Origin of the sequence: Enterococcus sp. DIV1639a, from assembly GCF_050530445.1 — a bacterium.
Classification (GTDB): Bacteria; Bacillota; Bacilli; order Lactobacillales; family Enterococcaceae; genus Enterococcus_B; species Enterococcus_B hirae.
Genome location: NZ_CP172886.1, coordinates 2,574,392 through 2,597,714, shown reverse-complemented (window position 1 = coordinate 2,597,714; position 23,323 = coordinate 2,574,392). Strand labels below are relative to the sequence as shown.

The window sequence follows — 23,323 nt, the reverse complement described above, 5'->3', positions numbered from 1 at the left end:
ATCACAACCGAAAGAGGAGGGATTGCGATGGTCTGGTATAAAGAAACAGCCCAAGAAGTGATGAAGACACTCAAAACGACTCCAGATGGGCTAAACCAAGATGAGCGTATCAGTCGTTTAAAAGAAAACGGCTATAATCATATAGAAGTAAAAAAGAAAGTTAATCCATTACGAAAGTTTTTGAAGCATTTGACAGAATTATTGATGATTATCTTATTGGTTGCTTCTTTGTTAAAATTTTTTACAGGAGAAGTGATTGAAGGCAGTATTATTCTGGCAGTCGTTCTCGTCAATAGTTTTGTTGGTTATTGGCAAGAGCGAAAGGCTGAGGAAGCGTTAAACGGCTTAGAAAAACTTTTAGGACAGAACGCGGTGATTTTCACAGAAGGGATCAAAGAATTGGTTCCAGCTAAAGAATTAGTGCCAGGTGATTTGTTAGCGTTGAAAGCAGGCGATGTTGTACCTGCAGACGTTCGCTTGATTGAGGTCCATGACTTCATGGTAGAAGAAGCCGCATTGACGGGGGAGTCGGAAGCAGTTGAAAAGACTAGCAAACGATTGACGACAACCGTCTCAACCGGAGATCAGAAGAATCTGGCATTTTCTGGTACCTTAGTTCAAACAGGGACTGCGATTGGTGTGGTCATCGAAACGGGAGATACCACTGAAATCGGGAAAATCAATCAGGCACTACAATCAGTCCAACAACAAACTACACCACTCGTTAAAAAAATCAACCAACTAAACAAGCAGATCTTTCGTGGGATTCTTTTCCTTAGCTTGTTCTTACTCTTTTTCACGACATTTAGATATGGCTTGGAAATGAACTTCTTATTTTCAACGATTATTGCTTTGATCGTTTCGATGATCCCGGAAGGTTTACCAGCAGTACTCACGATGATCCTTTCTTTAGGTGTGAACGAAATGGCTAAAGAGCAAGCGATTATTAAAGGTTTGCCTTCTGTGGAAACTCTTGGCTCTATGACCGTGATTTGTTCGGATAAAACAGGAACCCTGACAAAAAACGAAATGAGTGTTGTCGAAACAGTGACGGATCAAGAAGAAACCATGTTGGCAATCATGAAAAACTGCCAAGAGATCCAAACCAAAGCAAATCAAAACGTGGCCGAATTAACAGGAAACCCGACCGAACTTGCTTTACTGCGTTACACGGCAAAAGCATCACTACCTTTGGAGCCAGTCAAAGGAAAAATCCCATTTAGTTCAAGCTATAAATACATGGCAACAATGCATGACAAACAGGAACATGCGATTGTTTATGTCAAAGGGGCACCAGAAGTATTACTAGCAAAAGCGAACTTGACACCGAAACAAGTCGGAAAATGGCAAGAGGAAGCGATGAAACTCGCCCAAAAAGGACAACGAGTCTTAGGCTTTGCTTATAAGACACTTGCTCCTGATCAAGAATTGGGACATGATCAATTGAATGAACTGACCTTTGTAGGGATTGCAGGAATTATCGATCCACCAAAAGAGAGTGCGATCCGAGCAGTCAAAGAATGTCAAAATGCAGGGATCTCGGTGAAAATGATCACAGGAGACCATAAAGACACTGCGCAGGCAATTGCTGAACAAATCGGTCTCAAACACACAAAAAACGTGTTAGAAGGAATTGACATTGATCGCTTATCAGATGAAGAACTAGCGAAACAAGTGAAATCAGTAGATGTATTTGCCCGAACGACACCGGAACACAAGTTACGGATCGTGGATGCTCTTCAAAAAAATGAAGAAATCGTTGGAATGACGGGTGATGGTGTGAATGATGCGCCAGCTTTGAAGCGTGCTGATGTAGGAATTGCTATGGGAATCAAAGGGAGTGAAGTGAGCAAGCAGGCAGCGGACATGGTACTGGGTGATGATAATTTCCATACGATCGCTAAAGCGGTCAAAGAAGGGCGGAGGATTCTCGACAATCTTCAAAAAACAATCAATTTTTTCTTACCAACAGCTTTAGCCCAAGGACTGGTCATTATTTGGGCACTACTCGTTAACCAGCCGTTACCACTGACACCTGTCCAAATTTTATGGGTGAACATGGTTACTACGATCACGTTATCCTATGCTTTAGGATTTGAAAAAGCTGGTAAGGACACGATGAGTCGCTCACCGAGAGATCCAAAGCAAGGGATTCTCACCCGCTACAGTGTGTTTCGAATCTTTTATGTGTCATTGCTGATCATGATTCCTGCTTATTTACTAGCAATGAGCTTTGAAGGACAAGCGCTCCAACAAACCATGCTCTTACAAAATATCGTAGCTGCTCAAGCTGTGTATATGATCAATTGCCGCGAGTTACTGGATCCTTCATTGAATCGTAGTTTATTTGAAAACAAAGCGTTGTTCTTGTCACTCGGGATGTTAGTCCTCTTGCAAGCAGGAGTGATTTACTTACCGATCGCACAACAGCTAATTGGGACAACAAGTCTTTCCCTGACAGAGCAACTACCGATCTTACTAAATATTCTATTACTTTTTGTAATCGTTGAGATCGAAAAGCGGATCAGTAAGATGATCGCCAAAAAACGAAATGCTGAGTTACCCACGTAAAAAGTACCACCACAAACAGGAAATAAAAGCTTATAAACGTACTCTTTGGCCATTACCAAATAGACATTTATAAGCTTTTGTTAGTTACTTGATCATTGATCGATGTTAAGACAGAGCATAAAAAAACTAAGTGTGAGTTACAAATACGATCGCAACGATAAGTCACTTAAACGATCCAATTCATTTTTTGTCGGGATCGTTGAAAGATAAATGACAGGCATTGGCGGTGTATCGATCGGAATATTTGAAACTAATAAATCATTTTTCTTGATAGTGATATCTGACAGTTGACTCAATTCAATTGGCTCCAAGATCACTCGCTTTCCTAAATAAGCATTTAATTCTTGTTGCAAAAAAGCTTTCCATGAAGGTTCCCCTTGAAAAATAAAATAAATCGTTGCTTGATACGGCTGCACGGCTAAAAGTGTCTGTTGGATCAATAAAGAAAGTAAATAAAAGAAATAAGTCTCATTGGTGACCTTTTTGACCATGCTCGTTGATTCTTTGACTTGTTGCAACAAAGCGAATTTATGAGGATATAACTCTGGGTATTCTTGTTCATATTCTTTTAAATAATAGTGATATTGCTTGGTTGTTTGTTCGATCAATAACGGTGATTCATAGTATTTCAGGAGTAGTAAAATCAAATTTTCCGGTAAGTTTGTTTGTTCTAACTCTTTGATAGCTAAGCTTTCTGATAGACGATTTACAAATTCACGAATGTTTGTTTCTGCAGGGTGACGGTGTAAAATATCCAAGATCATAGGCGGGTAAGAGTTGTTATAGTTCCAGCTGTCAAGAAAACAGGAAAAAGCAAACGCTGCTTCTTTATCTTTAAGATAGACCCCTTCAGTTCGGTACAGTTTTTCTAATTCAGGAGCATAGAGTAAAAATAATTGATCCTGGGTAGAAAACAATGAAGTCGGGATTCGACAACCAGCTTTGATCCGAATCGTGTTGATAAAAAACCAACAAATCCCGAATACCTCTTCGGTGTCAACAGCTAACTCAGCTTGTCGTAAACGTTTGAGAAATCGGAAGTAGTGAGATTCATGGATCGAGTAATCCTCGAAGAAATAGTTGTTATGAGTAAACGGCATAAGTAACCGATGATAAAATAGCCGAATGGTTTCTTCTTCACCTGAAAACGACAAACGGTGGCGGTTTTGTTCAATCTGTAATTCGTAGACGACTAATTGTTGATTCAATTTTTTGACATGACGATTCAATGTTTCATAAGACAAGCCGTTACGTGCTAAAAAGGTGGGGGTAGCGACTTCTTTAATCGTTAATAATTCTTTCAATAATTGGACACTGATTGACTGTGTCAGAAAAATTTCCCACAGTTCATTTGTCAGGAGATTCTGTTCGTTTTTTAGTTGAATCCCTGATTGGTCACTATTGATTAGCCAGCCTTTAGGTAATTGGGTTTTGATTGTTTGAAGATCAGAAAAAATCGTACGCTCTGTGGTATTAACAGCTTCGGCTAACTCGTTCACAGTTATTTGCGAGTGATTCAGTAATAGTTCCACTAAAGAGACTTGGCGTTTGATATCTTTTTCAGTAATGATTTTTTTCATTAAAGAATACATCGGATCAACCTTTCTTTGTTAAGTATGACAAGTGAGGAAGACACTCGTTTCGCCGTATCTTCATAATGAAATCTGATTATTTTAGATAGCGCTTACCATTAGTATAATGAAAAAAGGCACAATATCAAATAAAGGATGAGTTTTTTGGATTTTTTTACTTCAATCAGCCTTCGTTTATTTAAAGTAGAAGTTAGCTAAAAAATTTGACTTATACTAAAATAAGTAAAAAGATAGTCATGTGAGAGGAGTGAGTAGAATGGAAAACAGACTAAACGATTATCGCCGCCTACTAGCGATTGCTCAAGCTGGATTGCTTTATGGGAAAGACGTGTTTGACAAAGAACGATATGAAGAGCTGCAAGAAATCTCGTTGAAGCTGCTGAGTGAAGTGGGATTGGAAACAAAGGAAGAATGGACAAGCCTAATAGAAGCTCATGAAGGATATCCAACACCAAAAGTTGACGTACGTGCATGGATCAAACAAGACGAGAAGATTCTATTGATCGAAGATACAAAAACACAAGAATGGTCATTACCAGGAGGATTTGCAGAAGTTGGTTTGTCTCCTAAAGAAAATATACGTAAAGAAGTCAAAGAAGAAACTGGGTTAGAGGTAGAAGTAGGTCAATTATTAGCGATATTTGATACGAATCTGCGCACAGACATCCCTCAAGCCTTTCAGTACTATAAAATTGTTTTTTCTTGCGCTATCTTGTCAGGTACGTTTGTGGCAAACCATGAAACTTCTAATATGAAATTCTTCCATTTAAATGATTTACCAAAACTCTCGCTGAAACGTACGACCAAAGAGCAACTATTGATTTTAGAAAAAGCTACCTTGCCTTATTGCGATTGATCAGGGAAGGTAGTTTTTTTATTTTTAGTGATTTTTTGTTGCAAATGCAATAAAAAAGAGTAAAATCATACTAAAGCTAGGTAAGGGAGGGCTAAAATGGACGAAATCATTCGAGAGATTGGAGCAATTGCCCGTGCCTTGGACTCGATTAGTAACATTGAGTTTCAAGAAGTTGATTTGACAAGAGGACAATACCTGTATTTAGTACGAATCTGTGAACATCCTGGCATTATTCAAGAAAAGTTAGCTGAGATGATCAACGTTGACCGAACAACAACGGCACGTGCGGTGAAAAAATTGATAGCAAAAGACCTGATAAAAAGCATGCCAGATAAAAACAATAAAAAGATAAAAAAACTTTACCCAACGGATCGTGGAAAAAAAGTCTATCCGTTTATCCTTCGAGAGCATCATTATTCCAATCAAGTAGCTGTCAAAGGGTTATCCCAGCAAGAAGTTTTGCAATTACACACACTTTTGCAAAAAGTTCGGAAAAATGTGAGTGAAGATTGGCATTATATAAAAAAAGGAAACAAAAGAATTTATTGAAAGGACTGGAGCGGTGAAAACAATCGAAATCGTAGGGATCAATGAAACGGAAGTAGAAAAATTACAGGCAATTAGTATCGAGACCTATCAAGCTACCTTTGGTGAACACAACAGTGAAGAATTGATGACAGCCTATTTGGATGAAGCTTATGCGCTCGATAAATTGAGGCGGGAACTACAAGAGGAACAGTCAGAATTTTATTGGGCAGTACTAGATGACCGGATTGCTGGCTATCTAAAATTAAATATAGGGCAAGCACAAACAGAAGCAATGGGAGAAGGATTTTTAGAGATCGAACGTATTTATGTCCGATCGCCATTTAAATCTAAAGGGATTGGATCTAGATTGATCGAATTTGCTGTGCAAAAAGCGCAAGAAAAACAAAAAGAGGCGATTTGGTTAGGGGTATGGGAACATAACTATCCTGCCTTAGCTTTTTATAAAAAACATGGATTCCAACATCATAGCCAACATATTTTTTATATGGGAGATGATGCTCAGACAGATTATCTATATGTCAAAAATTTACAGAAATAAAAGGAGTAGAAACATGGAAAAAATCATCGCAGAACAAAATTTTTGGGAAGTCTTTCCAGAAGCAACGATTGAAGTTTTGGTAGTCGAAGGTATCGATAATCATGTAGATAAAGCCAAAGAAGAACAATTCCATCAACTATTGAATGATGCAGCGAAAGAAGCAAGAGGATATTTGACAGAAGAAACATTCAGTCAAAATGAAGTCATTGCCCAATGGCGTCAAGCTTTTTCACGTTTTAAAACCAAAAAAGGAGCCCGTTCATCGATTGAAGCGTTATTAAAAAGAGCCAGCCAAGAACGTGAATTTTTCCCTATCAACCCATTAGTCGATATCTATAACAGTATTTCTCTAACATTTGGTGTGCCATGTGGAGGAGAAGATCAAGAAAAAATCAAAGGGGATCTTCATCTAGGAAAAGCTCATGGTGGGGAAAGTTTCTTACCTCTAGGAGCAGAAGCTGATGCACCAGCTTTACCAGAAGAAATCATTTATTACGATAACGAAGGAGCAATCTGTCGCAGTTTCAACTGGCGAGAAGCGCAACGGACAATGTTGACGGAAGACACGACTAAAGCCATTTTGGTTATTGAATCAGTCACAAAAGAGCAAGCATCACGTGGCGCAAAAGCAATGACAGAATTGAAAAAACGCGTGGAACAAACATTTGGCGTAGAAGGGAAAACATTTACGCTAACAAAGGAACATCCAGAAATGAACATTTGAAGTAGGAACGAAATGTAGGAAGGAAAAGTAGCTCCACCAATAAGATCACATAGAAAAACGAGTGATTTTTCTATGTGATCTTGTTTTCTCTAACGAGTGTAGTTTTGAATGGTTTCGTTTCGCTGTTGTGCTATCAAATCTTATCAAAACAAGACAAACTGACAAAGAATCGTCACAGTCTGTCAAATCGTGTCAGATTTTTCGATCTCTAAACCGAAGATTCTTTGATTATCCGCTTTCATGATATACTTAATGAAAAGGATCAACACCATCAAAGGAGGATCAGAGATGATCGGTAAAACCAGAGTCATGCTTTATGCAGAAAATGTTGAAGTGCTTAGTCAATTTTTTGTCGAAACTCTAGGCGCAACAGTTAGTGAAACGATTGAGTTACCAGAAGAATTTCAAAGTACGATCGTGCAACTTTCACCAGAATTTGAATTAGGGATTTTTCCAAAAGTTTTTGTCCAACGATTTTCGCCAGAAGTGTTAGGTACGACTCCTTCGATCATTTTCTTTACGGATCAATTTGAGGAGATCTATCAAAAAATAGAGAATACTGGTGAAATCATGGAGAACAATGGCGTAGAGACGTTCAACTTTTCTGATCCAGAAGGAAACTATTTTGTGATCGGTAAGTTGTAATGTTTGAAATCAGAAGAGGTCCTGGTGTTTGAAAAGGAGATGCACAGGACAAGGAATTTAAATAAATGAATAACAAATTTTTGAAGGAAAGGAGAGACTGTCATGAATCTAATCGCAAAAATGGAAGAATATTCACAGAGACGACGAGAAGAAAAAAGTGAAAAAATCCGTATGAAAAACTTGAAGACAGGGAAAAAGCCAACAAAAGGTTGGGGGAAAATGGTAGATACAGGATATGGCGGCTTGAATTCGTTGACTCATTCTAGTGAAATTAGTAAATATTTTTCGGCAGAAAGTGACATCAAGGGATTCATTGCTGAAGAACAAAAACGCATCGGAAAAGAGCAGCTAAAAAATAGCTAAAGCAAACCGATTTGGTACGCTATTTTGTTTGAAATGCTCCTTTTCTATTAAAAAAACTGTTAAATCAGTACATAACGATCAAAAAACTTAAAGTTCGGATTTTGCTTAAAATCCGACTTTTTTGTTTACTTATGTTCTGATTTAGTATATGATTAAACACGTTGTTTTTAAATAATTCAAAATTTTGAGGGACTTTTTTATAAATGTTCGGTTTTAGGGGGATGAAAGATGAAGGAAAAACTACTTTCCTACTTCGAGATTGAAAAATTAGGTACCACCGTCAGAAGAGAAATACTTGCAGGCTTTACAACATTTATTTCAATGGCGTATATCTTATTTGTCAATCCAACAGTTTTAGGCGCATCAGGAATGGACGAAGGTGCGGTGTTTACGGCTACAGCATTAGCAAGTGCGATCGGCTGTATTTTAATGGGGGTCTTAGCACGTTACCCGATTGGTACTGCGCCAGCATTAGGGATTAATGCCTTTTTTGCTTATTCCGTTTGTTTGGGAATGGGGATTCCTTGGGAAACAGCTTTAGCAGGCGTGTTTGTTGCTTCTTTGATTTTTATTTTGATCACGATTTTCAAATTACGTGAAATGATCATTGATGCGATCCCAGCTGATTTAAAATATGCGATCTCAGGTGGGATTGGTTTATTTATTGCTTTCCTTGGCTTGAATGAAGGGGGAGTCATCGTTTCAAATGAATCTACATTAGTGGGGTTAGGTTCACTAAGCGTAGGTTCAACATGGTTGACGATTTTTGGCTTAGTTGTGACAGCGATCTTATTGATAAGACGAGTTCCAGGAGGTATTTTTATCGGAATGGTAGCTAGCACGATTCTTGGATTAGTGACTGGACTTATTCCTATGCCTTCTCAATTAGTTTCGGCTGCACCAAGTTTAAAGCCAACATTCTTAGTTGCATTGAAACATATCGGAGACATCAACTCACTACAAATGTGGGTAGTCGTATTAACCTTTTTATTAGTTACATTCTTTGATACAGCAGGCACGTTAGTCGGTTTAGCTAATCAAGCTGGTTTTATGAAAGATAACAAAATGCCTCGTGTTGGGAAAGCGTTGGCTTCTGATTCAACAGCTATGCTTGCAGGTTCTTTATTAGGAACTTCACCAGTTGGGGCTTTCGTTGAATCTTCTGCCGGAATCGCTGTTGGTGGCCGTTCTGGAATCACTGCAGTAACGACCGGGATCTTATTCCTATTCGGTTTATTCTTTTCACCGTTGCTATCAGTAGTGACTTCACAAGTAACAGCACCAGCACTGATCATTGTCGGTGTATTGATGGCACAATCGTTACGTCAAATCGAATGGGGCAAGTTAGAGATCGCCATTCCAGCTTTCTTGATCTTGATCGGTATGCCGTTAACTTATAGTATTTCTGATGGGATCGCATTAGGATTTATCTTCTATCCAATTACTATGATCGCAGCAAAGCGTGGAAAAGAAGTATCACCGATCATGTATCTGTTATTCTTTGTCTTTATTGGCTTCATGTGGATACTGAACGTTAGTTAACTTGATTTAGTTGATTATTTTTTTGATGTGTGACAAGTAAAAGAACCTTGGCAAATGGAGATCTCACTACTGTTAGTGAGAAAACAAATGCCAGGGTTCTTTTTTGGAAAAAATTGTTATCGGTAACAACTGAAAGTAAAAGACGATAGCATCAAGGTTTAGGCGTGGTGAAAGAAATAAGGAGAATAATGGCTATTTACTCTCGTTTTTGAAAGCGTTACAATTTTTGCGAGGTATATAATCTTTAACCAATGGAGGAAAGTATGGAGAAAAAATGGTGGCATCAATCAGTTGTCTATCAAGTATATCCTCGTAGTTTTCAAGATACGAATGGGGATGGAGTCGGGGATTTACAAGGAGTGATCGCTCGATTAGATTATCTGCATTATTTAGGGATCGATACGATATGGTTATCTCCCGTATATGAATCTCCTAACGACGATAATGGTTACGATATCAGTGATTATCAAGCAATCATGGCCGAATTTGGCACGATGGCTGATATGGAGGAACTGATTGCAGAAGCAAAGAAACATGAAATAAAAATCATTATGGATCTCGTCGTCAACCACACATCAGATGAACATGCTTGGTTTATCGAAGCTCGTCAAAGTAAGAAAAATCCGTATCGGGATTATTACATTTGGCGTGACCCAATCAATGGAAATGAGCCTAATCAATTACGGTCGATATTCAGTGGCTCTGCTTGGCAGTTTGATGAAACAACTAGTCAGTATTATTTACATCTTTATAGTAAAAAGCAACCAGATTTAAACTGGGAAAATCCCCATTTACGTCAAGAAATATATCAGATGATGAACTTTTGGATCGACAAGGGAATCGGTGGTTTCCGAATGGACGTGATCGATACGATTGGGAAGTTACCTGATCAAGAAATAACAAGTAATGGTCCCAAACTTCATGACTATTTACAAGAGATGAATCAAGCTACTTTTGGAAACAAAGATCTGATGACAGTGGGCGAAACTTGGGGAGCAACTACGGATATTGCCAAGCTTTATTCTGATCCCAAGAGAAATGAACTATCGATGATCTTTCAATTTGAGCATGTCGGTTTGGATCAACAGGCAGGAAAAGACAAATGGGATTTAAAACCATTAAGTATTCCTGAGTTGAAACAGGTATTATCAAAATGGCAAACTTCTTTAGGGAATGAAGGGTGGAACAGTCTATTTTGGAATAACCATGATTTGCCAAGGATCATCTCACGTTGGGGGAATGATCAAGATTATCGAGAAGAAAGTGGTAAAATGTTTGCGATTTTGCTGCATATGATGAAAGGGACACCTTATATTTATCAAGGAGAAGAAATCGGGATGACAAACTACCCGATCAAGGATATTTCTGAAGCGCAAGATATTGAAACGATCAACATGTATCATGAACGGTTAACTTTAGGATTTACTCCGGAAGAAATCTTGTGTTCGATCAATGCAAAAGGGCGTGACAATGCGCGTACACCGATGCAATGGGATAATAGTGAATATGCTGGATTTACCACAGGAACTCCTTGGCTACACGTCAATCCAAACTACCAAACGATCAATGTGAAAACAGCCTTAGCAAAGAAAGATTCTATTTTTTATACGTATAAGCAATTGATCGAGTTACGGAAAAACAATGAACTCATCGTCTGGGGAGATTATCAGTTGGTAACAGATACGCCCGATGACGTATTTGCCTATTATCGGACGTTGAATAATGAACAATGGTTAGTCGTTTGCAATATGTCTGAAAAAAATCAGCCATACACATTGGCTGATCAAGCGATGACACTAGTCATTTCAAACTATCCACAAAAACAGATACCAACAGGCAAACTGAATTTACGTCCTTATGAAGCTTTTGTTTTGAAGACGAGCAAATAAATGACTTGTCCGAACACCTCAAAAAAGAGTATGATAAAAGAAATTTAGACAAGTGTGAGGACCATGATGAAAGTATTGTTTGATTTGATTCCAAAAAAACAAGAGGAGATGGTACTTTTTCAAGTTCATGAAAAGGTGCCATTTTTAACTTCAATTGCTGATATTTTAGAGAAATACAAAGTGGAAACTATTTTAGTGAGAGACTATAAAAAAGAAAGAGATGTCTATTTAGATTTATTCTCGATTTTTTATATCGAATATCTTGATCGCAAATGTTTTTTTTATACGGAAAATGAAGTGTATGAGCGAAGATTGACACTAGCTCAGTTAATGAAAGAACTCCCAGAACCATTTATCCAAATATCGAAAACGACTATTTTAAATATCTATATGGTTAAAGAAATCAATTCGTCGCTTTTAAATGGAAATCTCTATGTCACATTACAAAATACAGAAGAGTTACTCGTTAGCCGTTATTTTTCCAAAGCATTAAAAGAAAAAATTGATCAGACTTTTCGCAACAAGTGACAAGAAAAATGCAAGAAATGACAATCAAACTAGCTTCAATAAGGAAACCTTGTAGAATAAATGTACCTGATAGCTGGTAAGATGAAAAGGAGAGCCTGATGAAATTGATACAACGTATGATGAGAAGTATTGGTATTGGAAGCTTTGCTTTCTTGCTGTTCAAATTAGTTTCACAAACCCATGAGATCACGAGAAATGAGATTCTTTTTGTCTTCTTTCTCTCGGCTTTTATTGGCGTAGTATCGCTGATCGAGCGAATTGAGAAGCTTAATTATCTTCAGATTATACTGCTGCATTTTATTAGTACGTATGCCTTTAGTTATTTCTTGTTGGTGCTGTTAAATGGAAGAGTTTCTGTTCATCTTGAGAGGTACACGCTAACCTTTGTGAGTATCTATTTCATTGTGTGGCTTTGTTTGATCATCAGGAACTTTTTACGAGCCCGATTGTTAAATAAACGAATCCAAATAATCAATACACGGCATTCAGGAATTTCAGGAAAGAAAGAAGAATAAAACGTGGAACATCTACAAAATTATCTCATTGTGTTAGTATTGATTCTCTTTTTTTTACAGAGATTACTTAAAGAAAGAGCAATCAAAGACACGATGAAAAGTGAAATCATCATTGTATTAGTTGGACTTTATTTAATCATAAGCAACTGGCAAGAAATCATTAAGACTAACCATACACTTATTCTTATTGTTTTGTCTGTTTTGCTGGGATTCATCTTTGGCGTGTTACGTGCCCAAACTGTAAAAATCTATCAAAGACAAAGTGACCAGCAATGGGTAAAAAAGGGAACTTGGCTGACCGTTCTTGTATTTATCATAGGGGTCATCATCAATCGTGTCAGCGTATTGCCTTTTGGTGAAAGCGTACCTGCAGTTGCTGAAACTTTGCATATCGGTGTCTCATTATTAGGTGCCAAAGCAGTTTATCTGAAAAAAGTATAAACCAATCAGCGCATAAACAATACCAATTAGTCGCATTTTTTTCTTATTCGGCGGTACCTAGTGACAATTTTTTTGAATCATTCTTTTATAAATGGAATAAGACCTCTCTTCAACAAGGAGAGCATGTGAAAAGATAACAGTATGAAACATCAAGAAAGTAAGAAGACTTCAAAAATGATAAGAAATACCAAGACAATTTTTTGCCGTATCTGTTCTCTACTTATCTTATTTCAAATTTTTGGTGCAGCTCATTGTTTGAAGGTGCTTGAATCTTGTTTCTGCGTTTTTATATCCCCTAAAACAGGTTATATTATTCTTTCTAGGAATTTTACATGCTCTTGTTTTCCCTTGTTACTACAGCCTTTTTTGACAAATAACAAAAATCATACTATGATATGTTACGCGGATATTAGGGGGAGAAAACATGGAGAAACCGATTGAACAAGCGTTAAATGATTGTCTGTTTTTTAGTGTGAAAAAATTAGATCGCCTGTTGAATAAAATGGCAGATGAAGCATTTAAGAAAACGGGTTTGACACCGACATATGGGTTTATTTTATTAATTTTAAAAGAAAAAGATGGGTTACCACAAAAGGATATCGCCCAATTACTTTGTTCTGCACCTTCAACGATTGCTCGTTTTGTCGAAAAATTGGAATACAAAGGCTATATCAAAACAGTCAGTGATGGACGCTTGTCATTAGTTTATCTGACGGATCAAGGACAGGAATTTGTAAAAGAAATCGATAGTAGTTGGGAAGAACTACATCATGCATATCAAGAGATTCTAGGATCTGCGGAAAGTGAAGGTTTATCTAAAGCAATCAATTCAGCCACTGAAAAACTACAAAAAAAATAAATTTTTTTAATCTCGTTAGTTGTATGCGCAACTAATTATGTGTTTTAATAAACGAAGAGAACTGAATGGAGGAATCACCATGGCAAATTTTAACGAAACAATCACTTTTCCTTCTGGTGTGACATTACCTAACCGTTTGATGATGGCACCTATGACCACCCAGTTAAGTTTTTATAATGGTGTGATTACGGAAGATGAGATCACGTATTACCAAGAACGTTCGAAGGGACTAGGCGCTGTTATTACAGGGGCTGCGAATGTGCAAGATATAGGAAAAGGCTGGCCCGGTGAACTTAGCATAGCGCATGATGAAATGATACCTAGGCTCAGTGACTTGGCAAAGGCAATCAAAGAAAATGGGGCAAAAGCGATCGTACAAATCTTCCATGGCGGACGTATGACGAGTCGAGCAACGTTATCAGGCGAACAAACTGTTTCGGCTAGCGCAATCCCTGCAGAACGACCTAATGCGGAAACACCACGTGCCTTGTCAGAAGACGAAATCTTAGAAACAATCAAGGCTTTTGGTGAAGCAACTAGAAGAGCGATCGAAGCTGGATTTGATGGTGTAGAATTACACGGTGCTAATACGTATTTGATCCAACAATTCTTTTCGCCACATTCTAATCGTCGTGAAGATCAATGGGGCGGAAGCTTAGAAAATCGCTATCGCTTTATTGATGAAGTAGTGAAAAGTGTGTTTCAAGCTGTCGAAACATACGCAACAGAGCCTTTTATCGTAGGCTATCGCTTTTCACCAGAAGAATTTGAAACGCCTGGTATCCGTTTTGAAGATACCATATGGCTAATGGAAAAATTACGTGAAACAAAATTGGATTACCTTCATGTTTCATTAAGTACGTATGATCGTGTTGCTCGTTCTGAGCAATACAATGAGCAATCGATGCTTCACTATCTCCATGAAACATTGCAAGGAAAAATACCATTAGTGGGTGTAGGGAATGTCCGTAATCGCCAAGATGTTGAAGCGGTTTTATCTGATGCAGAGCTTGTCGCAGTTGGACAGCAACTATTAGTTGATCCCGAATGGGCGGTCAAATTAATGGAAAATCGCGATACAGAACTTGTGACCAAACCATTTGCAAAAGCATATCAAGAACTCTATTTACCTAATCCATTGTATAATTTTTTACAGATCCGTTATCAATCAAATACTAATAGATAAGTGAAGATCTATTAGTAAAGAAAGAAGAGAGAACAATGAAAGTATTGATCGTCTTAACGAATGTGGAAAAATATAAAGGAACCGACCGTCCAACAGGTCTGTGGCTGAGTGAGCTGACTCATTTTTACGATGCTTTAGTTAAAAATAATATCTCAGCTGATTTTGTCAGTCCTAAAGGTGGGTATGTTCCTTTGGAGCCGAAGAGTCTGGAAGCGATGGATGAAATCGATTGGACGTATTATCAGGACGAAGATTTCCGTAACCGAGCGTTAGGAAGCACCTTGAGTCCAGCTGAAGTCGACCCAAACGAGTATCGTGCGATTTATTATACCGGTGGACACGGAACTATGTGGGACTTTCCTGAAGCAACGGATCTTGGAAAAATTGCTTCATCGATCTACCAGAATGACGGAATCGTTTCAGCTGTTTGTCATGGTGTAGTTGGGTTGCTTCCTGTAGTTGACGTTTCTGGTCAACCGATTTTAGCGGGGAAAACGGTCACTGGTTTTAGTAACGAAGAAGAAACAGCGAATGGAACAACGGACAAAGTACCTTTTCTAACAGAAGATGCCTTGAAAGAAAAAGGAGCAAACTATCAAGCAGGACCAGCTTTTACAGCGGTCGTACATGCAGATGGACAGTTGTTGACCGGACAGAATCCTCAATCTGCCCATCAATTAGGAATCAAAGTCGTTGAATCTTTGAAGAAATAAGTTGTTAAGGGAAAAAGTTAAGCAAAAAACGAAAATAAACAGTTCCGACGTAGAGGTTGAGACAAAAGTGTTTAGCATCAAGAAATAAGAAGGAATTTCCGAAAATTGACAAGAAACACAAAAACTAGTTTTTGATGTTGATTGTTACCTACTTGGTGCTCCTCAAGTTTTTGGTAAATTTCGGCAAATTTTCCGAAGATGCTGCTTTTGTCTCACCGTGAACAAGAGGTCGTGAAAAGAGTGTTTTGACCTGAGCGCTCACCAAGTAAAAACTGCGACGAGTAATCGCAGGAGCATTAAGGATGGAAATCTCGAAACAGCTTCCCATGTTTTGAGATTTTTTGACTTATCGCCGAAGGTCAGCTCTTTGAACACCGTTTATTCGTTTTTAGAGATACTAGAAGAGACTGAGACAAGTTTTGTCCCAGTCTCAATAAACAATCCAATTTAACAATAGAAGAAAACTTTATAAAGTAGAGGGTGGAATCTGAAACGTCCTCCAAAATTTAGATTTTTTAGTCTAACTGTTTGGAGTCGCTTCAGATTTTGCCCTCTTTGAGTACATTTTTTGAAACATTAACGGTTACATGATACTCTTCAAATAGGCTATTGGAAAAGAGGGAAATGGATGAGGATCGTGATCATTGGTGGTTCTTTTGCGGGGATCTATGCAGCAATTTCTTTGCGAAAAAGTTGTCCTGACAGTGAAATCATACTTTTGGAAAAACAAGACAAGATTGGGTTTATACCGAGTGGACTCAATTTACTGTTAAAAAAGCAACTCACAAGTAAAGAGCAACTTTATTGGTTGACTAAGGAAGAATTGCAAGCGCTATACGCAATTGATGTGCAAGTACGCACGGAAGTCGTTTCACTTGAAATAGCCACGAAGACAGTGTTTATCCAAAATGGGCGTCAGCTTACTTTTGATACGTTAGTGATTGCAACGGGTTCGAGTCAGCAATTCAAAAATGGAAACAAAAGTACGCAGATCCGTTCTGTTAAAGATATCCACTTAAAAGAATCTTTGGAACAAAGTCTTGCGAAGGCACAAAAGATTGCTGTGATTGGTGCGGGACAAGTAGGACTTGAATTAGCAGAAGGGTTATATCATCAGCAAAAAGAAATCCATCTCTATGAAAGTCGACCAACATTGTTGTTCCGTTATTTCGATCCCGAAATGGTTCAACCGTTAACACATGAGTTATTGCAACGGCATATCCAATTGTTTTTGAATGAACAAGTGCAAACGCTCGAAGAAAACGAGCAAGTGGTCGTAGTGACGGATCAAAAAACAGAAAGCTATGATTTAGTTCTGCTAGCGAATCACACGCGTCCAGACCATCATCTCTGGCAAGATCAGTTGAAGCTAAATGAAGATGGTACGATTTGGGTCGATGAGTATTTGCAGACGTCAGCGAAGGATATTTATGCAATCGGTGATGCGATCCAAGTGACGTTCCAACCGACTCAAGAAAAAATGTATGTCTCTTTGGTCAATAATGCACTACGTACGGCACAAGTGGTCAGTCAAACGATTAGTGGCAAACGTACGAAAGATCCGGGAACCTACCGAGCAATTGGAAATCATTGGTTTGGTTATTTTCTGGGAAGTGTCGGGCTTACGGAAGAAGAAAGTATTTTTTATCCGCAGACTGTCCGTAAAACATATTTGCTTGCCCGCTTAGCTGCGACCAATAGTGAAACGGCGAAAATCAAAGTGATGTGCAATGAAAAGGGACAATTACTTGGTGCGCAGTTGCAAAGTCGAGAGGAGATATTCGATTTATTGGATCGATTCACTCTCGCTATCGAGGAAGGCTGGACGTTAGAGAAATTATTCGAACGGGAGTTATTCTTCCAGCCAGAATATCGGTTGCCGCTTCAATTGATAAAGGTGGTTGATACGCTCGATGAAGATTGAACAATTACTAGAGAAAAAAGAGCAGTTGCAAGTGTTGATTCTTAGGGAAATGGTGTTGCATGGTGGAACTGTAGGAACGAATCAATTAAGGGAACAAGTCAATCTTTCTAAAACATCATTTGATCAATATATAGCAGAAATCCCAATGATCGGTAGGATGATGGGGAAGAAAGTAGCAATCAAAAGAAATGAATTTCAAGTCACATTAGAGTTGGCTGAAGATGTCAGCTTAGAAAAAATCATTCTATTCTTAGTTCAACAAAGCTTGAAATTCAATCTGCTTGTTTATTTATTAGAACATCACCAAGCATCGATCGTTCGTCTAGCGACAGCTTTTAATATCAGCGAATCTTCTGTCTTTCGTAAGATCAAAGAATTGAATCAGTTACTGCAAGAATTTTCTCTACAAATCAAAAATGGCCAACTCTATGGCGAGGAATTGCAAGTTCGTTATTTCTACTATGTGTTATTCCAATTTATCTCTGAATCACAACGTCCCCTTTTCTTACAACAGACGCCTGATAAAGCGCCACTTATTTTAGGATTGGAACGAGCCTTAGAAACGACATTCTCTCAAGAGTCATCTAGTAAAATCGCCTGCTGGCTGGGGATCACTCGTAAACGGCTATTGAGTGAAAAAACGACGTTTGCTACATTGAAAGAAAAGAAAATACTTTACCAAAAGGATCGTTTGTATCAAGCACTTGATCCGGTCATTTCACTTTATTTAAGTCGGACAGCTGCTGAGATCAGTGGCTATGAGCCTTTGATGTTTTACAGTTTTTTTGTCTCGTTTGCTGTGTTATCAGAAGAACATTTTTATCAATATGATTTAACCCGAAGCAAAAAATTACCAACAGCTGTATTAGATACGTACATTAGAGAAACGATGTTGTGGCACTATCGTCCACGAAAGTTGAAGATCAAGGAAGAAAAAGCAGTCGGTTATCAATTAGCTCAAATCGATAATGAGTTTTATTTTTTTCGAGGAGTCATGATGATCTATGAGCCAGAACATCTCTTGCAACAACAGAAAAAGATGTTAGGCCGCTCCCTTAGTCAATTACTCGAACGATTGAAAGAAACAACGCTGACACAACTACCTGCTAAACAAGGTGAAGAAGCTGCTTTAAGTTATCTCATGATTCAGTATGCCAATATTCTTATGATGATCGATTTTTATATTGCGAAATCGGTCACTATCGGAATCGATATTGAAACATTACCGATTTATCGAGTGGCATTTCAACAATTTTTGTTAAGAGAGTTAAAAGGAATCAGTGGGATTGAGATTGAAAATCGACGACAAGGAAAAAAGTATGATTTAGTGATCACATTTAATCAAGAAGATCCTCATCAAAATTATTATTATTTATCAGAGTTTGCTTCAAGCTATGATATCGCAAGGTTAAAGCAAAAAATCGAAGAAGAAAAAAAAGCAAAAAATTAAAAACTGTCAAAAAAACAGAAAATAAATGTTTTTTTGGCAGTTTCTAAAAAATGAAACGGTGTAAGATAAAGATAAATTTAGAAAGCGTTTGCAGATAATGGAGGAGATCAGAATGACAGAATCAACATACATCATGGCGATTGACCAAGGAACGACAAGTTCACGAGCAATTATTTATGACAAAAAAGGTAGACATATCGGTAGTTCACAAAAAGAATTCACGCAATATTTTCCTAAAGAGAGCTGGGTGGAACATGATGCGAATGAAATCTGGAACTCCGTACAGTCGGTCATTGCAGGGGCATTCATTGAATCTGGGATCAAACCGAATCAAATTGCAGGCATCGGGATCACTAACCAACGTGAAACGACGGTGATCTGGGAAAAAGATACTGGACGTCCGATTTATCATGCTGTGGTATGGCAATCTCGTCAATCCGCATCAATTGCTGATAATTTAAAAAAGGAAGGCTACCAAGACTTTTTCCATAAAAAAACAGGTTTAGTGATTGATGCCTATTTTTCTGCTACAAAAATACGTTGGATTCTTGACCATGTAGAGGGAGCGCAAGAACGTGCTGAAAAAGGCGAATTGCTTTTTGGTACGATCGATTCATGGCTGGTATGGAAGTTAACAGACGGTCAAGCACATGTGACGGATTATTCCAATGCAAGTCGGACGATGTTGTTTAATATTCACGATCTTGATTGGGATCAGGAAATCCTTGATCTCTTGAACATTCCTCGAGCAATGCTGCCAAAACCGACTTCTAATTCAGAAATTTATGGTTATACACAAGGGTATCATTTCTATGGTAGTGAAGTGCCGATTTCTGGGATGGCTGGTGACCAGCAAGCTGCTTTGTTTGGACAAATGGCTTTTGAACCTGGAATGGTCAAAAATACGTATGGTACAGGATCATTTATCGTCATGAATACTGGGGAAGAACCACAACTATCCAAGAACAATCTATTAACGACGATTGGTTATGGAATCAATAGCAAGGTTTACTATGCACTGGAAGGGAGCATTTTCGTAGCAGGTTCTTCCATCCAATGGTTGCGAGATGGGTTGCAAATGTTACAAAAAGCAAGTGATTCCGAAGAGGCAGCAAAACGTTCCACAAGTGAGGATGAAGTCTATGTCGTGCCAGCATTTGTTGGGTTAGGGGCACCTTATTGGGATCAAGCTGCGAGAGGTTCGATGTTTGGGTTGACACGTGGGACGACCAAAGAAGACATTATCAAAGCAACCTTACAATCGATTGCATACCAAGTAAGAGATATCATTGATACGATGCAAGAAGACACAGGGATCAAAATACCAGTCTTGAAGGTCGATGGTGGCGCAGCGAATAATGAATATTTGATGCAATTTCAGACAGATATTTTAAATATTCCGATCCAACGAGCAGAAAATCTGGAAACTACGGCATTAGGTGCGGCATTTCTAGCTGGTTTAGCGGTTGGTTTTTGGAAAGATACAGATGAAATCAGAGAATTTTATGAAGCGGGCAAGATGTTTGAAGTAGAGATGCCTGAAGAGCGTAGAGAAAAATTATATGGCGGTTGGAAAAAAGCGGTAGTAGCAACACAAGCATTTGAGTAAAGGGAGGGAATGTCATGTTTTCAAGAGGAACAAGACAAGAAAGTATTGAAAAAATGCAACACGAAAAGTTGGATCTGCTGATTATTGGTGGCGGTATCACAGGGGCTGGTGTGGCGCTTCAAGCCGCAGCATCAGGAATCAAAACGGGGCTAATCGAAATGCAAGACTTTGCAGAAGGTACTTCTTCACGCTCCACAAAATTAGTACACGGAGGGATTCGTTATCTTAAAACTTTTGACGTCGAAGTTGTAGCAGATACTGTAGGCGAACGAGCGGTGGTCCAAGGCATTGCACCGCACATTCCAAAACCTGATCCAATGTTACTACCGATCTATGAAGATGAGGGGGCAACGACATTTAATATGTTTTCAGTCAAAGTGGCAATGGATCTCTACGATAAATTGGCAAATGTGACTGGAACAAAATATGAAAACTATACGTTGACGCCAGAAGAAGTGTTAGAACGAGAACCATTTTTGAAAAAAGAAGGGTTAAAGGGCGCTGGTGTTTATCTAGATTTTCGGAACAATGATTCACGTTTAGTGATCGATAACATCAAAAAAGCAGCAGAAGATGGCGCTTACTTAGTAAGTAAAATGAAAGCGATTGGCTTTTTATATGAAGGAGATCAAATCGTGGGTGTCAAAGCACGTGATCTGCTAACGGATCAAGTCGTGGAGATCCATGCAAAAATAGTAATCAACACAAGTGGTCCATGGGTCGATAAAATCCGTAACTTGAATTTCAAACGTGCGGTATCACCTAAGATGCGACCAACCAAAGGTGTTCATCTAGTCGTAGATGCTAAAAAACTGCCTGTTCCACAACCAACATATTTTGACACGGGCAAACAAGATGGCCGAATGGTTTTTGCCATTCCACGAGAAAATAAAACGTATTTTGGAACGACAGATACGGACTATCAAGGGGACTATACGGATCCAAAAGTAACGCAAGAAGATGTGGACTATTTATTAGATGTCATCAATCATCGTTACCCAGATGCAAACATCACCCTCGCAGATATCGAATCAAGTTGGGCAGGGTTACGCCCATTATTGATCGGTAATTCTGGTTCTGACTATAACGGTGGTGACAACGGCTCTATTTCAGATAAAAGCTTTAGTAAAGTCGTTGATACGGTTACTGAATATAAAGAAAACAAGGCTTCTCGGTTAGAAGTAGAGGATGTATTGAATCATTTAGAAAACAGCCGTGATGAAAAAGCCCCTTCTTCGATTTCTCGAGGCAGCTCGTTAGAACGTGAATCGGATGGTTTGGTGACACTATCAGGCGGGAAGATCACAGACTACCGTAAGATGGCAGAGGGCGCACTAAAATTAATCCGCCAGTTATTGAAAGATGACTACCGGATGTCAGTTAAAGAAATCGATTCGAAACATTATCACGTTTCTGGAGGAGATTTTGATCCAACAAAACTGGAAGAAACTGTGGAAGAATTGACAAAAATCGGAGTTGAATCTGGTTTAGTAGAAGCTGATGCAAAATACATTGCAGATTTTTATGGAACCAATGCGAAAAAGATTTTTGCTTTGGCAAAAGAAATGACACCGTATGAAGGACTAAGTTTAGCTGAATCTGCTCGTTTACGTTATGGGTTAGAAGAAGAAATGGTATTAGCACCAGGCGACTACTTGATTCGCCGCACAAATCACTTGTTGTTTGAACGTGATCAACTTGATGCAATCAAACAACCGATCATTGATGCCATTGCGTCTTACTTCGCTTGGTCAGCAGAAGAGAAGAAGCGTCAAGAAGCTCATTTAGAAGAATTGATCGCAGAGTCGGATCTACGTGAATTGAAGGGGGAAAAATAGATGAGTGCAGAAATGACGCAGATCATGGGAGAATTTATTGGTACGATGATTTTAGTTTTACTTGGTGATGGGGTATGTGCTGCGGTTAACTTGAACAAGAGTAAAGCCCAAGCTTCTGGTTGGATCGTAATTGCTTTTGGTTGGGGACTAGCCGTTACAATGGCTGTCTATATTTCCGGATTTATGGGACCTGCTCATTTGAATCCAGCCGTATCTTTAGCGATGGCGATGACCGGTGCAATTGGCTGGAACCTAGTGATTCCGTTTATTATTGCGCAAATGTTAGGTGCGATCGTCGGAGCTGTTTTAGTATGGTTGACGTATTTACCACATTGGAGTGTGACGAAAGACCAAGGCGCAATTTTAGGTACATTTGCGACAGGTCCTGCCATTCGAAATTATCCAGCGAACTTTATCACCGAGTTGATCGGTACCTTCGTTTTAGTACTAGGATTATTAGCGTTTGGACAAAACTCATTTGCCGATGGTACGAATGTCTTTGCTGTCGGAGGTTTGATCTTAGCAATCGGTCTTTCCCTAGGTGGACCAACTGGCTATGCGATCAACCCAGCTCGTGACCTAGGTCCACGTCTGACCCATGCGATTCTGCCAATTGCAAACAAAGGAAACTCAGACTGGGGCTATTCATGGATACCAGTAGTAGCGCCAATGGTCGGAGCTGTCGTGGCTGTGGGCATGTACATGTTGATGGTATAAAAAAGCGATAAAGTGTGTTATTCCTTAATAAATAATATAGAAAACGGTAAAATAGGTCTTCTATTTTACCGTTTTTTAGCACTTGACAAAGAGCAGCGCTTTAAAAAATGGGTTATTGAAGATCGCAAAATCAACGGGGTGCTTTGCTGACAACCAGAAAATTTTTTTAGATTTGTTCATGGGTCTTGATTGAACTAACCAGAGTGAAATAAAGGGCTTTCGTTATTGATTGACAGTGACAGCTAAACTTGCTATAGTGAATTTAAAAATAAAT

At 38.7% G+C, this 23,323-nt stretch carries 21 protein-coding genes; 20 read left to right on the top strand and 1 reads right to left on the bottom strand.

Annotated features, from left to right (window positions below; all coding sequences use genetic code 11):
* Positions 1–27: 27 nt before the first annotated feature.
* Positions 28–2,571: an HAD-IC family P-type ATPase gene (locus IGJ32_RS11950; RefSeq protein WP_342082031.1), complete on the top strand. Its 2,544-nt coding sequence runs from the start codon at positions 28–30 to the stop codon at positions 2,569–2,571.
* A 137-nt stretch (positions 2,572–2,708) separates the two neighbouring features.
* On the opposite strand, the gene IGJ32_RS11945 is transcribed toward IGJ32_RS11950, so the two are convergent.
* Entirely contained in the window at positions 2,709–4,163 is a 1,455-nt protein-coding gene (locus tag IGJ32_RS11945) for a helix-turn-helix domain-containing protein (RefSeq protein WP_010720983.1), read from the bottom strand.
* Between the two features lie 256 nt (positions 4,164–4,419).
* On the opposite strand from IGJ32_RS11945, the gene IGJ32_RS11940 reads away from it, so the two are divergent.
* The 19 genes from IGJ32_RS11940 to IGJ32_RS11850 all read left to right on the top strand — a co-directional run bounded on the left by IGJ32_RS11940 (position 4,420) and on the right by IGJ32_RS11850 (position 23,049).
* Positions 4,420–5,019 carry an NUDIX hydrolase gene (locus tag IGJ32_RS11940; protein ID WP_010737012.1) on the top strand — a complete coding sequence of 200 codons (600 nt, stop codon included), beginning with the start codon at positions 4,420–4,422 and terminating at the stop codon, positions 5,017–5,019.
* Positions 5,020–5,115: 96 nt separating this feature from the next.
* The gene (locus IGJ32_RS11935) at positions 5,116–5,568 is read left to right on the top strand and encodes a MarR family winged helix-turn-helix transcriptional regulator (RefSeq protein ID WP_053766210.1); all 453 of its coding nucleotides are present in this window, start codon (positions 5,116–5,118) and stop codon (positions 5,566–5,568) included.
* Positions 5,569–5,581: 13 nt separating this feature from the next.
* On the top strand, positions 5,582–6,106 hold the full coding sequence (locus IGJ32_RS11930) for a GNAT family N-acetyltransferase (protein WP_207427351.1): 525 nt from the start codon (positions 5,582–5,584) through the stop codon (positions 6,104–6,106).
* A gap of 13 nt (positions 6,107–6,119) precedes the next feature.
* On the top strand, positions 6,120–6,830 hold the full coding sequence (locus IGJ32_RS11925) for a B3/B4 domain-containing protein (RefSeq protein ID WP_010737015.1): 711 nt from the start codon (positions 6,120–6,122) through the stop codon (positions 6,828–6,830).
* Between the two features lie 288 nt (positions 6,831–7,118).
* Positions 7,119–7,475: a VOC family protein gene (locus IGJ32_RS11920; RefSeq protein WP_161652350.1), complete on the top strand. Its 357-nt coding sequence runs from the start codon at positions 7,119–7,121 to the stop codon at positions 7,473–7,475.
* A gap of 102 nt (positions 7,476–7,577) precedes the next feature.
* Entirely contained in the window at positions 7,578–7,838 is a 261-nt protein-coding gene (locus IGJ32_RS11915) for a hypothetical protein (protein WP_010720977.1), read from the top strand.
* 228 nt (positions 7,839–8,066) lie between these two features.
* On the top strand, positions 8,067–9,380 hold the full coding sequence (locus IGJ32_RS11910) for an NCS2 family permease (RefSeq protein WP_088745584.1): 1,314 nt from the start codon (positions 8,067–8,069) through the stop codon (positions 9,378–9,380).
* A 263-nt stretch (positions 9,381–9,643) separates the two neighbouring features.
* Complete coding sequence (locus tag IGJ32_RS11905) at positions 9,644–11,269, top strand: glycoside hydrolase family 13 protein (RefSeq protein ID WP_342082033.1); 1,626 nt, start codon at positions 9,644–9,646, stop codon at positions 11,267–11,269.
* 66 nt (positions 11,270–11,335) lie between these two features.
* Complete coding sequence (locus tag IGJ32_RS11900; RefSeq protein WP_010737019.1) at positions 11,336–11,797, top strand: LytTR family DNA-binding domain-containing protein; 462 nt, start codon at positions 11,336–11,338, stop codon at positions 11,795–11,797.
* A 98-nt stretch (positions 11,798–11,895) separates the two neighbouring features.
* Positions 11,896–12,312: a DUF3021 family protein gene (locus tag IGJ32_RS11895; protein ID WP_010737020.1), complete on the top strand. Its 417-nt coding sequence runs from the start codon at positions 11,896–11,898 to the stop codon at positions 12,310–12,312.
* Positions 12,313–12,315: 3 nt separating this feature from the next.
* Complete coding sequence (locus IGJ32_RS11890) at positions 12,316–12,753, top strand: hypothetical protein (RefSeq protein WP_010720972.1); 438 nt, start codon at positions 12,316–12,318, stop codon at positions 12,751–12,753.
* Positions 12,754–13,177: 424 nt separating this feature from the next.
* Positions 13,178–13,612 (top strand): MarR family winged helix-turn-helix transcriptional regulator, encoded by a 435-nt coding sequence (locus IGJ32_RS11885; protein WP_240273635.1) that lies wholly within the window; start codon positions 13,178–13,180, stop codon positions 13,610–13,612.
* Between the two features lie 79 nt (positions 13,613–13,691).
* Positions 13,692–14,798 (top strand): NADH-dependent flavin oxidoreductase, encoded by a 1,107-nt coding sequence (locus IGJ32_RS11880; protein ID WP_053766213.1) that lies wholly within the window; start codon positions 13,692–13,694, stop codon positions 14,796–14,798.
* Between the two features lie 35 nt (positions 14,799–14,833).
* A complete protein-coding gene (locus tag IGJ32_RS11875; protein WP_010720969.1) occupies positions 14,834–15,511 on the top strand; it encodes a type 1 glutamine amidotransferase domain-containing protein in 678 nt (225 codons plus the stop codon).
* A 628-nt stretch (positions 15,512–16,139) separates the two neighbouring features.
* Complete coding sequence (locus IGJ32_RS11870; protein ID WP_342082034.1) at positions 16,140–17,435, top strand: FAD-dependent oxidoreductase; 1,296 nt, start codon at positions 16,140–16,142, stop codon at positions 17,433–17,435.
* The gene (locus IGJ32_RS11865; protein ID WP_342082035.1) at positions 17,425–18,885 is read left to right on the top strand and encodes a helix-turn-helix domain-containing protein; all 1,461 of its coding nucleotides are present in this window, start codon (positions 17,425–17,427) and stop codon (positions 18,883–18,885) included. The genes IGJ32_RS11870 and IGJ32_RS11865 overlap by 11 nt, the downstream gene beginning before the upstream one ends.
* A gap of 112 nt (positions 18,886–18,997) precedes the next feature.
* A complete protein-coding gene (gene glpK, locus IGJ32_RS11860; protein ID WP_342082036.1) occupies positions 18,998–20,494 on the top strand; it encodes a glycerol kinase GlpK in 1,497 nt (498 codons plus the stop codon).
* Positions 20,495–20,508: 14 nt separating this feature from the next.
* A complete protein-coding gene (gene glpO, locus IGJ32_RS11855; protein WP_342082037.1) occupies positions 20,509–22,332 on the top strand; it encodes a type 1 glycerol-3-phosphate oxidase in 1,824 nt (607 codons plus the stop codon).
* Positions 22,333–23,049, top strand: coding sequence for an MIP/aquaporin family protein (locus IGJ32_RS11850; RefSeq protein WP_010720960.1), 717 nt, complete (start codon positions 22,333–22,335; stop codon positions 23,047–23,049).
* Positions 23,050–23,323 lie beyond the last annotated feature (274 nt).

Coding starts and splice junctions, on each gene's coding strand:
- IGJ32_RS11850 (WP_010720960.1), top strand. CDS start 22,333: ATGAGTGCAGAAATGACGCAGATCATGGGAGAATTTATTGGTACGATG.
- IGJ32_RS11885 (WP_240273635.1), top strand. CDS start 13,178: ATGGAGAAACCGATTGAACAAGCGTTAAATGATTGTCTGTTTTTTAGT.
- IGJ32_RS11950 (WP_342082031.1), top strand. CDS start 28: ATGGTCTGGTATAAAGAAACAGCCCAAGAAGTGATGAAGACACTCAAA.
- glpO (WP_342082037.1), top strand. CDS start 20,509: ATGTTTTCAAGAGGAACAAGACAAGAAAGTATTGAAAAAATGCAACAC.
- IGJ32_RS11870 (WP_342082034.1), top strand. CDS start 16,140: ATGAGGATCGTGATCATTGGTGGTTCTTTTGCGGGGATCTATGCAGCA.
- glpK (WP_342082036.1), top strand. CDS start 18,998: ATGACAGAATCAACATACATCATGGCGATTGACCAAGGAACGACAAGT.
- IGJ32_RS11880 (WP_053766213.1), top strand. CDS start 13,692: ATGGCAAATTTTAACGAAACAATCACTTTTCCTTCTGGTGTGACATTA.
- IGJ32_RS11940 (WP_010737012.1), top strand. CDS start 4,420: ATGGAAAACAGACTAAACGATTATCGCCGCCTACTAGCGATTGCTCAA.
- IGJ32_RS11875 (WP_010720969.1), top strand. CDS start 14,834: ATGAAAGTATTGATCGTCTTAACGAATGTGGAAAAATATAAAGGAACC.
- IGJ32_RS11905 (WP_342082033.1), top strand. CDS start 9,644: ATGGAGAAAAAATGGTGGCATCAATCAGTTGTCTATCAAGTATATCCT.
- IGJ32_RS11865 (WP_342082035.1), top strand. CDS start 17,425: ATGAAGATTGAACAATTACTAGAGAAAAAAGAGCAGTTGCAAGTGTTG.
- IGJ32_RS11945 (WP_010720983.1), bottom strand. CDS start 4,163: ATGTATTCTTTAATGAAAAAAATCATTACTGAAAAAGATATCAAACGC.
- IGJ32_RS11915 (WP_010720977.1), top strand. CDS start 7,578: ATGAATCTAATCGCAAAAATGGAAGAATATTCACAGAGACGACGAGAA.
- IGJ32_RS11895 (WP_010737020.1), top strand. CDS start 11,896: ATGAAATTGATACAACGTATGATGAGAAGTATTGGTATTGGAAGCTTT.
- IGJ32_RS11900 (WP_010737019.1), top strand. CDS start 11,336: ATGAAAGTATTGTTTGATTTGATTCCAAAAAAACAAGAGGAGATGGTA.
- IGJ32_RS11920 (WP_161652350.1), top strand. CDS start 7,119: ATGATCGGTAAAACCAGAGTCATGCTTTATGCAGAAAATGTTGAAGTG.
- IGJ32_RS11935 (WP_053766210.1), top strand. CDS start 5,116: ATGGACGAAATCATTCGAGAGATTGGAGCAATTGCCCGTGCCTTGGAC.
- IGJ32_RS11910 (WP_088745584.1), top strand. CDS start 8,067: ATGAAGGAAAAACTACTTTCCTACTTCGAGATTGAAAAATTAGGTACC.
- IGJ32_RS11925 (WP_010737015.1), top strand. CDS start 6,120: ATGGAAAAAATCATCGCAGAACAAAATTTTTGGGAAGTCTTTCCAGAA.